This is a genomic window from Phenylobacterium hankyongense (genome assembly GCF_003254505.1).
In the GTDB taxonomy this organism is placed as follows: Bacteria; Pseudomonadota; Alphaproteobacteria; order Caulobacterales; family Caulobacteraceae; genus Phenylobacterium; species Phenylobacterium hankyongense.
This window is the reverse complement of sequence record NZ_QFYP01000001.1, coordinates 3,350,385-3,362,641: the sequence shown is the minus strand read 5'-3', so window position 1 is coordinate 3,362,641 and position 12,257 is coordinate 3,350,385. Positions and strand designations below refer to the sequence as shown.

The 12,257-nt window shown below is 67.2% G+C and carries 15 protein-coding genes and 1 tRNA gene; 10 read left to right on the top strand and 6 right to left on the bottom strand.

Annotated features, from left to right (window positions below):
• Positions 1-65 precede the first annotated feature (65 nt).
• The 3 genes from DJ021_RS16185 (at position 66) to DJ021_RS18745 (ending at position 2,601) form a co-directional block, all read left to right on the top strand.
• Complete coding sequence (locus DJ021_RS16185) at positions 66-368, top strand: integration host factor subunit alpha (protein ID WP_111458523.1); 303 nt, start codon at positions 66-68, stop codon at positions 366-368.
• Positions 369-382: 14 nt separating this feature from the next.
• Positions 383-793 (top strand): MerR family transcriptional regulator, encoded by a 411-nt coding sequence (locus DJ021_RS16180; protein ID WP_111458522.1) that lies wholly within the window; start codon positions 383-385, stop codon positions 791-793.
• Positions 794-981: 188 nt separating this feature from the next.
• Entirely contained in the window at positions 982-2,601 is a 1,620-nt protein-coding gene (locus tag DJ021_RS18745) for a hypothetical protein (protein WP_133255041.1), read from the top strand.
• A 167-nt stretch (positions 2,602-2,768) separates the two neighbouring features.
• Here the strand turns inward: DJ021_RS18745 and DJ021_RS16175 are convergent.
• Positions 2,769-2,845 (bottom strand) — tRNA-Pro (locus DJ021_RS16175).
• Positions 2,846-2,908: 63 nt separating this feature from the next.
• Positions 2,909-3,106, bottom strand: coding sequence for a DUF2842 domain-containing protein (locus tag DJ021_RS16170; protein ID WP_111458521.1), 198 nt, complete (start codon positions 3,104-3,106; stop codon positions 2,909-2,911).
• 84 nt (positions 3,107-3,190) lie between these two features.
• On the opposite strand from DJ021_RS16170, the gene DJ021_RS16165 reads away from it, so the two are divergent.
• The 5 genes from DJ021_RS16165 to msrB all read left to right on the top strand — a co-directional run bounded on the left by DJ021_RS16165 (position 3,191) and on the right by msrB (position 6,974).
• Complete coding sequence (locus DJ021_RS16165) at positions 3,191-4,222, top strand: COX15/CtaA family protein (RefSeq protein ID WP_111458520.1); 1,032 nt, start codon at positions 3,191-3,193, stop codon at positions 4,220-4,222.
• 174 nt (positions 4,223-4,396) lie between these two features.
• A complete protein-coding gene (rplM, locus tag DJ021_RS16160; RefSeq protein WP_111458519.1) occupies positions 4,397-4,870 on the top strand; it encodes a 50S ribosomal protein L13 in 474 nt (157 codons plus the stop codon).
• Between the two features lie 5 nt (positions 4,871-4,875).
• Positions 4,876-5,364: a 30S ribosomal protein S9 gene (gene rpsI / locus DJ021_RS16155; RefSeq protein ID WP_111458518.1), complete on the top strand. Its 489-nt coding sequence runs from the start codon at positions 4,876-4,878 to the stop codon at positions 5,362-5,364.
• A gap of 81 nt (positions 5,365-5,445) precedes the next feature.
• On the top strand, positions 5,446-6,426 hold the full coding sequence (gene argC / locus DJ021_RS16150; RefSeq protein ID WP_111458517.1) for an N-acetyl-gamma-glutamyl-phosphate reductase: 981 nt from the start codon (positions 5,446-5,448) through the stop codon (positions 6,424-6,426).
• Positions 6,427-6,479: 53 nt separating this feature from the next.
• Complete coding sequence (gene msrB / locus DJ021_RS16145; RefSeq protein ID WP_111458516.1) at positions 6,480-6,974, top strand: peptide-methionine (R)-S-oxide reductase MsrB; 495 nt, start codon at positions 6,480-6,482, stop codon at positions 6,972-6,974.
• On the opposite strand, the gene DJ021_RS16140 is transcribed toward msrB, so the two are convergent.
• From DJ021_RS16140 to DJ021_RS16130, 3 genes are read right to left on the bottom strand one after another with little or no spacing between them, the layout of a single operon-like run.
• Positions 6,971-7,786 (bottom strand): GIN domain-containing protein, encoded by an 816-nt coding sequence (locus tag DJ021_RS16140; RefSeq protein WP_111458515.1) that lies wholly within the window; start codon positions 7,784-7,786, stop codon positions 6,971-6,973. The genes msrB and DJ021_RS16140 overlap by 4 nt on opposite strands.
• On the bottom strand, positions 7,783-8,364 hold the full coding sequence (locus tag DJ021_RS16135) for a DUF1700 domain-containing protein (RefSeq protein ID WP_111458514.1): 582 nt from the start codon (positions 8,362-8,364) through the stop codon (positions 7,783-7,785). Before DJ021_RS16135 ends, DJ021_RS16140 begins: the two co-directional genes overlap by 4 nt.
• The gene (locus tag DJ021_RS16130) at positions 8,361-8,687 is read right to left on the bottom strand and encodes a PadR family transcriptional regulator (RefSeq protein ID WP_111458513.1); all 327 of its coding nucleotides are present in this window, start codon (positions 8,685-8,687) and stop codon (positions 8,361-8,363) included. The genes DJ021_RS16135 and DJ021_RS16130 overlap by 4 nt, the downstream gene beginning before the upstream one ends.
• Positions 8,688-8,830: 143 nt before the next feature.
• On the opposite strand from DJ021_RS16130, the gene DJ021_RS16125 reads away from it, so the two are divergent.
• On the top strand, positions 8,831-9,637 hold the full coding sequence (locus DJ021_RS16125) for a hypothetical protein (RefSeq protein ID WP_111458512.1): 807 nt from the start codon (positions 8,831-8,833) through the stop codon (positions 9,635-9,637).
• Here the strand turns inward: DJ021_RS16125 and phaC are convergent.
• Positions 9,616-11,616: a class I poly(R)-hydroxyalkanoic acid synthase gene (gene phaC, locus DJ021_RS16120; protein WP_424444041.1), complete on the bottom strand. Its 2,001-nt coding sequence runs from the start codon at positions 11,614-11,616 to the stop codon at positions 9,616-9,618. The genes DJ021_RS16125 and phaC overlap by 22 nt on opposite strands.
• A gap of 119 nt (positions 11,617-11,735) precedes the next feature.
• Between phaC and DJ021_RS16115 the strand changes: the two genes are divergently transcribed.
• The gene (locus DJ021_RS16115) at positions 11,736-12,149 is read left to right on the top strand and encodes a hypothetical protein (RefSeq protein WP_111458511.1); all 414 of its coding nucleotides are present in this window, start codon (positions 11,736-11,738) and stop codon (positions 12,147-12,149) included.
• Positions 12,150-12,257 lie beyond the last annotated feature (108 nt).

The window sequence follows — 12,257 nt, the reverse complement described above, 5'->3', positions numbered from 1 at the left end:
AAGTCTTTGACACGATGGGACAATCAATTGGCATGAACAGCATCGTTACGGGGAACGGGGCGACGATGAAGGGCGCGACGGTCACGCGGGCGGATCTTTGCGAGGCCGTGCACGAAGAGGTCGGGCTGACCCGCCAGGATTGCGGCGAGCTCGTCGAGCGCGTGCTGGAGCTGATGGCCACGGCCCTCGAGGTCGGCGAGCAGGTCAAGCTCTCGGGCTTCGGCGTCTTTCAGGTGCGCGCCAAGAACGCCCGCATGGGCCGCAATCCGAAGACCGGCGAGCCGGCCGCCATCGAGCCGCGGCGGGTGATCGGCTTCCGCGCCTCGCAGGTCATGAAGGCGCGGGTCGATCGCGCCCTGGCGCGGTGAGGGCGCCTTAGACCGTGGCCAAGGGCCCGGAAGCCTTTCGGACCATCTCTGAAGCGGCTGACGAGCTGAACGTGCCGCAGCACGTGCTGCGGTTCTGGGAAACCAAATTCTCCTTCATCCGCCCGATGAAACGGGCCGGCGGCCGGCGGTTCTACCGGCCGCAGGACATCGCCGTGCTGCGCGGCGTGCGCCGCCTGCTGCACGACGAGGGCTACACCATCAAGGGCGTCCAGCGCCTGCACCGCGAGCAGGGCCTGCGGCACCTGATCGGCGCCGGCGACGGCGAGAGCCTGCCGCCGCCTGACGCAGGCTTCGCCGAGGCCGGCGCGCCCGACCTCGATCCAGCCGCCCGCGAGCGGCTCGGCGAGGCCCTGCACGACCTCGAAGCCATCAAGCGCCGGCTCGACGCCCTGCTGAAGCCCTGAAAGAGAAAAGTCTCGCCGCCGGCCGCTGGTCGGAGCGACGCCCTCGGCAAGCACGTCGCGAGGGTGGGTAGGTCCAGTTTTCTGGCGTGAAAGGAGCTCAGCCGGTTGACGCACTGGGCAAGGGCTCATTCACTGCAGAGCTTACATACCTTGGAAATTGCTGAGTCGAGCTTGCGAGAAGGCGAATATTGAAACGAGTCAGCCACCCCGGATTTCAGCTAAGCTATGCTCGGGACCAATTCGAAGCCAAGTGGCAACCCTATTCCCTGCCAAAAATCGCGGGGCGAGGAATTTACGTATTCGGCCGCGACTATGACGAACTGCTAGGTAGCTTTGAACTGCCACCTACGTTCAAGAACGCAAAACGCCTTGACCCTAGGTCGCCATCGTTCAACACGGTCACTTCGACTAAGATATCATCTTACAAGATTCATGACGCACTGCGCTTTAATCGCGACGCGGAATCTATCCTGCAGGACGGCAAACGTCTGGCGAAGATCAGTCAACTGTCGGCCGATACATACATCTCACGATTTCGCGACGCGTATCCAGATGCGATTTACCTACTTTCTGCCCTGCGAGATTCAATAGACGCAATTACTCTTGGGTTAGGTAGTGGCGGCGGGGGGACGGTTCTCAGTCTTGATGCGCTTGAAGGCACGACCTTTCTGCTCGCCTTGGCGCACATCGTAAATCATGACAGTAAGCAAGCGCCTTGGGTTGTCTTTGGTCCTGAAAGATACGCAACCGCCTTCAACCTGTCTGAGTTTCGCCGCCCATATTTGAATACAGATGTTGTGCTGTCGTTCTTCAGAGAGAGCGCGGGGACCTCGGTGCCCCACGCGGCAGAACGCTTCGACCGATGGAGCGAAGTGAGGCTTGAGTCGGCGCGAGACCGGACAATTACGTTGAGAGAGGCAAACGATTTCTTGCGGTTCGCGATCGCGAAGGCGAGCGAGACAGAAGAAGAGTTGATTTCTCAAATAGTTCCCAAGCAAACGGCCGCACCGTTGAATGTGCGTGTTGAATATGGTCGGCTGGCCAGAGTTGAGCTTCACGCTGAGTTCGTCTCGGATGAGAAATCGATCGAAGCTAGCAGCCAGCATCTTCTTAACTTGATCGATGATATCTGCAGCGCAGGCAATCTATCCAACTGGGTTCCGGGGGCTCAGCGCAAACTCGAACGCATAGCTGGTCACCTCGAAAGAGTTAAGGACGGGAGCATCAGAACTGTTGCCGATGTAACCCAATTAGCTCTCGATGGAGAGGCGCTTCGGTCCTTATATGAAAAATCAAAAGAAGAACTGAGTGACGCGGTTGCGAATGAATTCTCTCCGTTCTTTCTGCATCTGAACCTTCTTCTTTCCCAGTTTCCGGCGTGGCGCGAGTTCATCGACAATGCCGAAAGGATGAACTGGGGCAGGGGGGTCTCGTCTTCATACGCACTCGCATTGGACGAGGTATTCCTCCGTATTGATGAGGCGGGCGGCGAAGTCGCAGATGAAGGGGTCCGAGAATACGCCAAGGCTGTCGTGGCGAACGACGCCAAGAGCGACGAGGACATTGCGGGAACCGCGTCCTCTGCGCGCAACATCCTTTCGGAAGCGGTGCGTTTTCTGATGCGGCAACGTGAGGCCGCCATGAGAGGTGCGACCAAAGCCCTTTCAGAAAGAACGGAGCTGGTTGCGAACTCCGCCTTGAAGACTTTCCTCAATAGCATTGGCGAGGTGCTGCTTCGGCTAGCAAAGGAAAACCCGACCGCGTTCGGCTGGATTGAACATGCCGCGCGCATCTTGGGCATCTCATAGCGGACCGAGGGACACACCTAGCGCGAAATCGAGGACTTCGAGGGGTCGGTTTCGCCTGCCCAGACTCGTACCCCGGATCGCCTAGTGGAAGCGCCTTTCGAACAAGAGCGCTAGCGCGCGGTCGGCGCAAATGCCCGAAATTCTGAAGAAGTCTCGCCGCCGGCCGCTGGTCGGAGCGACAGGATTTGAACCTGCGACCCCTTGACCCCCAGTCAAGTGCGCTACCAGGCTGCGCTACGCTCCGAGGCCTGGCGGCGAGGCGCGCCTTATAGGCGGCAGGTCCGCGTGGCCGCAATCCCCAAAACCCTTACCGCCCGCGGTTCATCCAGGAGAGCAGCGGCAGGATGGGCACGCCCCAGCCGATGCCGGCCACCAGGTAGAAGGCCAGCTGCGCCAGCCAGTATTTGGGGACGTGGTCCGACAGCAGGGACATCACCGCCACATAGGCCCCGAGGAAGACCAGGATGCCGATCAGGCCGATGAGTTTGCGAACGCGGGCGGACATCCGCGGCTCTTAGCCGGGCAGGGGCGTGGACGCACCCGGCTTTTCCGGCTAGCGAGCGCAAAGTTCAGCCCCGAAAAGGCGCCCATGACCTCATTCCTGCGTTCCGACCGCTCGCGCGCCGTCGCGATCTGGCTGCTCGCGGTCGCCGTGCTGGTGCTGGCGATGGTGGTGGTCGGCGGCTCCACCCGGCTGACCGGCTCGGGGCTGTCGATCACCCAGTGGAAGCCGGTGACCGGCGCGATCCCGCCGCTCAGCCTGGCGGACTGGCAGACGGAGTTCGCCCGCTACAAGTCGATCCCGCAGTACCAGCTGCTCAACCGCGGCATGAGCCTCGGCCAATTCCAGACCATCTACTGGTGGGAGTGGTCGCACCGCCTGCTCGGCCGGCTGGTGGGGGCGGTGTTCTTCATCCCCTTCGTCTGGTTCGCGGTGCGGCGCGAGATCCCCAAGCGGCTGTTCTGGCGGCTGGGCGGGCTGTTCGTGCTGGGCGGCCTGCAGGGGCTGGTCGGCTGGTGGATGGTCGCCAGCGGCCTGGAGCATCGCGTCTATGTGGCGCCCGAGCGGCTGATGATCCACCTGGGCCTGGCCTTCGCCCTGCTGGGCGCGCTGGTGTGGACGGCGTTGGACGCCTGGGCGGGCTGGGCCCGCCAGACCCTGCCCAGCCCCTGGGGTCGCCGCGCCCTGGCCCTGGTGGCCCTGGTCTTCGTCCAGATCCTGCTGGGGGCGCTGGTGGCCGGCAACCAGGCGGGGCTGGTCTACAACGACTGGCCGCTGATGAACGGACATTGGCTGCCGGACCATTACGCGGGGCAGAGCCTCTGGGCGACGCTGGCCCACAGCCAGGGCGCGGTGCAGCTGCATCACCGGCTGGTGGCCTACCTGCTGACCCTCGTGGCCCTGCTGGTCGGGGTCAGCGCCTGGCGCTCGACCTATCTGGCGGCGGAATCCAAGCAGCTGGCCGTCGGCGTCGCACTGGCCGTGGTGGTGCAGGCCTGCCTGGGGATCGCCACCCTGATGACGGCCGTGCCCATCGGCCTGGGGGTCGCGCACCAGCTGATGGCGGCCTTCACCCTGTGCCTGGCGGTGGCCTTCGCCTGGCGGGTGCGGCGCGTCTGAGCGCGCATTTCGCACGGTATGATATTACCGCAATAGCTAAGTGGCGGATTTCACGGTAGTTTCTGCCGCAGCTCGGAAATCCGAGCTGTTGACTTCCGTCCGCATCCTGGGCATATGCCGCGCCTCAACTCGGGGCGCGCGTATCTTGTCCCGCCAAGCTAACGGATCGCTCCCATGATGAAGACCACGGCTTCGTTGAAGCCCGCCGAGGTCGAGAAGAAGTGGATCGTGATCGACGCCCAGGACGCCGTCGTCGGCCGTCTGGCGTCGTTCATCGCCATGCGTCTTCGCGGCAAGCATCGGCCCGACTACACCCCGCACGTCGATTGCGGCGACTACGTCGTCGTCGTGAACGCCGACAAGGTGAAGTTCACCGGCCGCAAGCTGCAGAACAAGATCTACTACTGGCACACCGGTCACCCGGGCGGCATCAAGGAACGCACGGCCGAGAAGATCCTCGGCGGCCGGTTCCCCGAGCGCGTGCTGGAGAAGGCCGTCGAACGCATGCTGCCCAAGGAAAGCCCCCTGGCGCGCAAGCAACTGACCCATCTGCGCATCTACAATGCCGGCGAACACCCGCATGAAGCGCAGAACCCCGAGACCATCGCGTTCGCCGATCTGAACGCCAAGAACGTGCGGAGCGCGTAGGACAGATGTCGGAATCCCCGAACACCGCCGGCGAAGGCTTCGACGCCCTGAAGGGCCTCGGCACCGCCGCTGAAGAGACCATCGTCCGCGAACCGAAGATCGACGCCCAGGGCCGTTCCTACGCCACGGGCAAGCGCAAGAACGCCATCGCCCGCGTCTGGATCAAGCCGGGCAAGGGCACGATCACCATCAACGGCCGCGACCAGGAGATCTATTTCGCGCGTCCCGTGCTGCGGATGATGATCGCCCAGCCGATGCAGCTGGCCGATCGCGCCGGCCAGTTCGACGTCGTCTGCACGGTTGAAGGCTCCGGCCTCTCCGGCCAGGCCGGCGCCGTCCGCCACGCCATCTCCAAGGCCCTGACCTATTACGAGCCCGGGCTGCGCGCGGTCCTCAAGCCGCACGGCCTCCTGACCCGCGACCCCCGCGTCGTGGAGCGGAAGAAGTACGGCAAGGCCAAGGCCCGACGCAGCTTCCAGTTCTCGAAGCGCTAACCGCGCGCGAAAACTCGCGTTACGGACAAGGGCGCTTCGGGAAACCGGAGCGCCCTTTCTCTTTGTCTGGATACCCAGCTCATGGCCCACACAGTCTTCATCGACGGCGAAGCCGGCACCACCGGCCTGCAGATCCGCCAGCGGCTCGATCGCCGCGGCGACCTGGAGATCGTCTCCATCGATCCGGCGCGGCGCAAGGATCCGGCCGCCCGCGCCGAGTTGCTGAACGGCGTCGACGCCGTGGTGCTCTGCCTGCCGGACGACGCGGCGCGCGAGGCCGTGGGCATGATCCGGTCGAACACCGTGCGGGTGGTCGACGCCTCGACCGCCTACCGGGTCGATCCGGACTGGGCCTACGGCTTCGCCGAGATGGCCGCGGACCAGCGCCAGGCGATCGCCGCCGCCCGGCGGGTGAGCAATCCGGGCTGCTATCCCACCGGCTTCATCGGCCTGGTGCGACCGCTGGTGGCCGCCGGCCTGATCCCGGCCGACTTCCCGCTGACCGTGAACGCCATCTCCGGCTACTCCGGCGGCGGCCGCGGCCTGATCGAGGAGTTCGAGGGCCAGGCGCCGCCCGCCGGCACGAACGACGCCTTCCGCACCTACGGCCTGACCCTGGCGCACAAGCACCTCGGGGAGATGCAGGTGCATGCCGGCCTGACCCATCCGCCGCTGTTCGCGCCCGCGGTGGGCCGCTACGCCCAGGGCATGATCGTCGAGGTGCCCCTCCAGCTCTGGGCGATGCCGGGCAAGCCCGATCCCTCGGAGCTGCATGTGGCGCTGCAGGCCGCCTACGCCGGCGAGCGCTTCGTCGAGGTGGCCAGCGGCGCCGAGTGCGCCGAGCTCCAGAGAACCCGCGCCGGGGCGGCCGGTTATGTCGCCGCCCTCGACCCCGAGGCGCTGAACGGCAGCAACCGCATGCGGCTGTTCGTGTTCGGCAACGCGTCGGGCACGCAGGCGCGGCTGGTCGCCCAGCTCGACAACCTCGGCAAAGGCGCGTCCGGCGCGGCGGTGCAGAACCTCAACCTGATGCTGGGCCTGGAGGAGGGCGCAGGGCTGTGATCGCGCAGGGGGAGGGGCTTGTAACTTTTGCCGCCTTCGCCACGTAATCCAGCATGACCCAGCTCGCTTTCGATCGCCGCCGCTTCCTGCTGCTGACCGCCGTGGCGGGCGCCGCGCCGGGCGTCGCGCTCGCCGCCTACCAGGACCCCTACGCCGGATCGTCCTGGCGCAAGCTCTCCGATGCGGACTGGAAGAAGCGGCTGCCGGCCGACAGCTATTCGGTGCTGCGCCACGAGGACACCGAGCGGCCGGGCACGAGCCCGCTGCTCAACGAGCACCGCAAGGGCGTCTTCGCCTGCCTCGGCTGCGGCCTGCCGCTGTTCGACGCCGCCTGGAAGTTCGAAAGCGGCACCGGCTGGCCGAGCTTCTACACGGCCATCATGGGCGCCCTGGACAAGAAGCCGGACTTCAAGATCGGCCTGCCGCGCACCGAGTACCACTGCGCCCAGTGCCTGGGCCACCAGGGCCACGTCTTCGAAGACGGGCCCCGGCCGACCGGCCTGCGCTACTGCAACAACGGCGTGGCGCTGAAGTTCGTGCCCGCCTAGCGCGTCTTCGGAGCCGGAGCCGGAGCCGGAGACGGCGAGGGGGCGGGCGTCGCCTGTGCCTCGGCCTGCCGGATCCGACCCGAACCCGAGACGTCGGTTTCCAGGCGCGCGGGGTGGGTGAGCAGGTTGACGTCCCCGGAGCCGGAGATGTTCAGCTTCGCCCATTCGGTCGGCGCGAGCGTCGCCTCGCCGGAGCCGGTGATGTCCACGTCCGCGCCCGCCGTCTTCAGGCCGCTGAGGTCGGCGTCGGCCGAGCCGGAGATGCCGAGCTCGAGAAGCTTGGTCTCCCCGCTGGCGGTGACGTCGGCGTCCCCCGACAGGTCGATCCGCAGCACGTCCTGGCGATAGCCGTCGATGGTCAGCTTGTTGCTGGCGTGCAGCTCGAAGCGGGTCACGTTCGGCGCGGTCATGACGATCACCACCCGGCCCCAGTGATGGCCATGGTGGCGGCGCCCAAAGCCGATCCGGCCGTCCTGGACGCTGAGCGAGTCGACGGCGGCCCGCGGGCCGGTGACCGTCAGCTTGGCCGGGCCCGGCGCCTGGGTGTAGCGGACGTCGGCGGGCACATCGACCTGCAGGGCCTCGCCGCCGGTCCAGGCGAAGGCGCGGCTGGTCTGCGGGCCGCCGTCGGCCCAGGCATGGCGGCCGCCCCAGCGGTCCCCGTCGTGGCTGACGTTCCAACCCCGGCCGGGCGCCCAGGACCAGACGCCGCGGGCGATGGCGTCGGGGCCGCCTATGGCGATGGCGGTGGACAGCGAGGCCACGGCGACGATGAAGCCGGCCACGGCGATCATGATGAGCACGCGGATCATTGGACGCCTCCCTGCGCCTGCGGCTCGAGCGCAGGCTTCAGCAGCCGATAGTGAAGCCGCCCGTACCAGACGAGGGCGTTGACGAGGCCGATGCCCACCAGGGTCAGCACCGCGCCGACCGAGGCCGCGGCGGCCATCAGGCCGAGGCCGGCCAGCAGGGCCGCTGCGGGACCGCCGGGCGGATCGGTGAACGGCCCGGCCGCGAACAGCACGCCGCCGGCGAAGAACACGGCGATGTCGCCGATGATCATGCCGAACAGGGCGCCGGCCACGCCCATGGCGATCGGCAGCAGGATGAGGATGTCGATGGCCCCGAGGCCCAGCACCGCGAACACCGCGGCGGCGGCGCCCGACGGGTTCCGCTGCTCCTCCCAGCGCTTCAGGCTGGCTTCGGCGCGCAGCTCGCGGGCCAGTCGGCCGGGATCGCCCAGCGCGGCGGCCACGTCGGCCTCGCTGCGGCCGGCGGCCTCGCCCTCGGTGAAGTGGGTCTCGTAGTCGGCGACGATGTCGGCGACGGTCTGCGCGGGCAGGCCGCGAAGGCCCTCCCGCAACCGCGCCATGAACGCCTGACGGGTCATGCCACCCCTCCCAGGATGTCTTCGACGGCGTGGGAGAATGAGGTCCACGCGGTCTTCTGCGACGAGAAGCTCGTCTTTCCGGCTTCGGTGAGCCGGTAGTATTTGCGCGGCGGCCCCGACGAGGATTCGACCAGATAGGTCTCCACCAGGCCGTCGTTCTGCAGGCGCCGCATCAGCGGGTAGATGGTGCCTTCACCCATGCCGATCGGGTCGGCCAGGCGGCTGGCGATCTCGTAGGCGTAGCTGTCATGCTGCGAGAGCAGGGCGAGCACGCAGAGCTCGAGCGCGCCCTTCTTCAGCTGGATGTCGATGGCTTCCGGCACGGCGAAGCTCCTCTCTGACGCAACATGTACGGCAAGGTATTGGGCGACGCAAGGTAGCGTGCATTACAAGTTAGCAAGGTTGTGCGGGCGTGCGGCCCCGCTTAGGCTGGCGTCCGGTTCGCAATCACCGGAGGAATGCCCTGATGCGGGTGGGGGCGAAGCTGGCGGCCTTGGGCGCCGTGGTGCTGGCGCTGGTGTTGACCGCCTGTTCCGCCCTGCGCGTCGACACGGCGGCGGACCAGCAGGCGCGGGCGGTGTTCGCCGCCGTGCAGCGGGGCGACTGGCGCGCCGTCGAGCCGCAGCTGTCGCCCATGGTCGCCCACGACCCGCAACTGCGCTCCCGGCTCGAGCAGGTCCGCGCCTTCGTGCCGGTCGACGCCCCGACGGCGGTGAAGGTGATCAACTGGCAGCGCAGCGCCGGGTGGACCCTGGCCCAAGGTCGCGCGGCGACGACGAGTATCACCTACCTCTACGCCTATCCGCATCGCTCGCTGGTGGTGAACATCGTCTTCGACCGCAGCCGCGACGCGCCGACGATCGCCGGCATCCACGTCGTGCCCAGCGATCCCAAGGTCCTGGCGGCCAACCGCTTCGACGCGCCGGGCAAGTCGGCGGCGCAGTACGGCTTCCTGATGGCCTGCGCCCTGTCGCCCTTGCTGATGCTGGCCGCGGCGGTGGCGGCGGCCACGACCCGGCAGCTGCCGGTCAGGTGGCTCTGGGCGGTGTTGGCCTTCGTGGGCGTCGGCACGCTGTGGATGAACTGGACGACCGGCGTCCTGAACGTCGTGCCGCTGGCGGTGAACCTGGTGGGCGCGGGCGTCACCCAGTCCTTACCTCCGCTGAGCCCGTGGATCGTGCGGATGACCCTGCCGGTGGGCGCCGTGGTCGTCCTGGCGCGGGTCTGGTTCGCCCGGCGCCGCGCGACCGCTCAGGAGCGGACCTTCACGTAGTCCCCGGGCGCGTCCCCCAACGGCTTCAGCGGCCCCTTGGCCGGATCGCGGGCGGGGACCATCTTGCCCGAGCGCGCCTTCAGCCAGGTCGCCCAGTGGGGCCACCAGGAGCCGGCGGTCTCCTTCGCCTGCGCCTGCCAGGCCTCCAGCGTCGCCGGCAGCCCGTCGCTGGTCCAGTGCTGGTATTTGTTGGCGGCCGGGGCGTTGATCACGCCGGCGATGTGGCCGGAGCCCGCCATGGTGAAGGTGACCGGGCCGCCGAACAGCTTGGCGCCCTTGAAGACCGAGCGGGCCGGGGCGATGTGGTCCTCCTTCGAGGACTGCACGTAGATCGGGGTCTTGACGGTCTTCAGGTCGAGCTTGAGACCGTCGAGCTCCAGTTCGCCCTTGGCCAGCGCGTTCTCGCCGTAGAATTTGCGCAGGTAGAACAGGTGCAGGGTCTTCGGCATCCGCGTCTGGTCGGAATTCCAGAACAGCAGGTCGAAGGGCTTGGGCTCCTTGCCCAGCAGGTAGTTGTTCACGAAGAACGACCAGATCAGGTCATTGGCCCGCAGCGAATTGAAGGTGTCGGCCATGGTTTGGCCGGACAGCACGCCGCCGCCCTCGTCCATCTTCTGCTCGAGCTTCTTCAGCCACTCCTCGTTGGTGAACAGCAGCAGGTCGCCGGCTTCCGAGAAGTCCTGCTGGGCGGCGAAGAAGGTGGCCGAGGCGATCGGGTTGACGCCCTTGGCGGCCATGTGCGCCAGGCTGGCCGACAGCAGGGTGCCGCCGATGCAGTAGCCGACCGCGTTCACCTGCGGCACGTCGCACTGCTCCATCGCCGCGGCCGCGCCGGCGTAGATGCCCTCGCGCATGTAGTCTTCGAAGGTCTTGTCGGCGAGGCTGGCGTCGGGGTTGACCCAGGAGGCCACGAACACCGTGATCCCCTGGTCCGCCAGCCAGCGGATCATCGAGTTCTCGGGCCGCAGGTCGAGGATGTAGAACTTGTTGATCCACGGCGGGAAGATCACCAGCGGGATCTTGTGGACCTCCTCCGTAGTCGGGGAGAACTGCAGCAGCTCGATGATTTCGTTGCGGAACACCACCTTGCCCGGCGCGGTGGCGACGTTCTCGCCGATCCGGAACATCTCGTAGTCGGTCTGGGCGATGGAGAGCTGTCCGCCGCCGCGCTGCAGGTCGGCGGTGAAGTTCTCCATGCCGCGCACCAGGCTCTCGCCGCCGGTGGCCATCACTTCCTTGAGGGCGGCGGGATTGGAGGCCAGGAAGTTCGACGGCGAGAAGGCGTCGGTGAGCATCTTCATGAAGAACTCGACCCGGCGGCGGTCCATCGGGTCGACGTCCTGCACGTCCGACACCAGGCCGTTAAGCCAGTTGGAGGTGAGCAGGTAGGACTGCTTGATCACGTCGAAGACCGGATTCTCCGCCCACTCCGGGTCGTTGAAGCGCTTGTCGCCCTTGGCGGGCGCGACCACCGGCTCGGACGTGCCGTCGGCGGCGCGACGAAGCGTGGCCTGCCACAGGTCCAGGTAGCGGGAGAACAGGTCGGCCTGGGCGCGCATCAGCCGGTCGGGCTGGGCGGCGAGGCGGCCCATCACCTCGGTGAGGGCAGGGCCCACGTGGAACGGATCGGGCGACAGGGCGGCCGGGCGGTCGGCCTGGCGCAACGCCATCTCGGCGATCGCGCCCTGGGCGGTCAGCGCCGCGCGCGCCAGGTTCATCGACAGCTTTTCGACCTGGGCGCGCTGCTCGGCCGTCATGGCGGCGGGATCGAATCCGGCCTCGCCGCCGATCGCGGCCTGCGCGGGCGCGGGGGAGGGTTCGGCCGCAGCGATCTCGACGAGCACGTCCTCGGGCAACGGCGGATTGGCGAGCGCGCCGGACGCCGACTTGCCGTTCTTGCCCTTGCCCTTCGATTTGCCGCCGTCCGACGATTTCTTGCCCCCGGAAGGCTTGGTCGAGGCTGAGGTTTGCTCACTCATGCGCGTTTCCTCCAGGTGACAGGCCGTTCGCACCCTTCCACCTTTGTCGATCATCGCATAAGACCGTGGCGGAAATGAACGCGCCCGTCCGTCTTTTTATGAACGTCCGCCGAAGCCGTATGGCTGCGCGCCTGCTGGCGTGCGTCGGCGCTGCGGCGTTCACCTCGGGGTGCATCGGCAATCCGCTGGCGGAGGCGAAGATCGATCCGGCCTCGCCGGTGGCCGGAGAGGTGGCCAAGCTGGCCCACTCCAATTCCGACTATCCGAGCTTCTCCGAGATTCCCGCCAAGCCCACCGACCTGCGGCCGGCGAGGATGTACGGCCAGGCGGCGCGCGACGTCGACCAGGCTCGCGTCCAGATCGAGCAGGCGACGGCCCCCGGCACCTGGACCCTGAACAACACCGAAACCTTCGCAGCCGCCGCCCGGGCGGCGGCCGGGCCCGACGTCGCCCCGGCCAGCGCTGCGGACACCGAAGCCTTCGCCAACACGCTCCGCAAGCGAGCTACCCCGCCTCCGCCGCCCAACAGATAGGGCCCGCGGAGGCGCAAAAATCCCATCGATGGCTTGGCTGACTCCTGCCCGGAGTCTATCCATGCCCGGCTTCAGCTCCCTTTGGCCGCAACTGGGCAGCTCGCGGCG

Bases quoted from the DNA above. Each gene is read 5' to 3' on its own strand.
- rpsI (WP_111458518.1), top strand. From the start codon at position 4,876: ATGTCGGAATCCCCGAACACCGCCGGCGAAGGCTTCGACGCCCTGAAG.
- msrB (WP_111458516.1), top strand. From the start codon at position 6,480: ATGACCCAGCTCGCTTTCGATCGCCGCCGCTTCCTGCTGCTGACCGCC.
- rplM (WP_111458519.1), top strand. From the start codon at position 4,397: ATGATGAAGACCACGGCTTCGTTGAAGCCCGCCGAGGTCGAGAAGAAG.
- DJ021_RS16125 (WP_111458512.1), top strand. From the start codon at position 8,831: ATGCGGGTGGGGGCGAAGCTGGCGGCCTTGGGCGCCGTGGTGCTGGCG.
- DJ021_RS16135 (WP_111458514.1), bottom strand. From the start codon at position 8,364: ATGACCCGTCAGGCGTTCATGGCGCGGTTGCGGGAGGGCCTTCGCGGC.
- argC (WP_111458517.1), top strand. From the start codon at position 5,446: ATGGCCCACACAGTCTTCATCGACGGCGAAGCCGGCACCACCGGCCTG.
- phaC (WP_424444041.1), bottom strand. From the start codon at position 11,616: ATGAGTGAGCAAACCTCAGCCTCGACCAAGCCTTCCGGGGGCAAGAAA.
- DJ021_RS16140 (WP_111458515.1), bottom strand. From the start codon at position 7,786: ATGATCCGCGTGCTCATCATGATCGCCGTGGCCGGCTTCATCGTCGCC.
- DJ021_RS16165 (WP_111458520.1), top strand. From the start codon at position 3,191: ATGACCTCATTCCTGCGTTCCGACCGCTCGCGCGCCGTCGCGATCTGG.
- DJ021_RS16185 (WP_111458523.1), top strand. From the start codon at position 66: ATGAAGGGCGCGACGGTCACGCGGGCGGATCTTTGCGAGGCCGTGCAC.
- DJ021_RS16170 (WP_111458521.1), bottom strand. From the start codon at position 3,106: ATGTCCGCCCGCGTTCGCAAACTCATCGGCCTGATCGGCATCCTGGTC.
- DJ021_RS16115 (WP_111458511.1), top strand. From the start codon at position 11,736: ATGGCTGCGCGCCTGCTGGCGTGCGTCGGCGCTGCGGCGTTCACCTCG.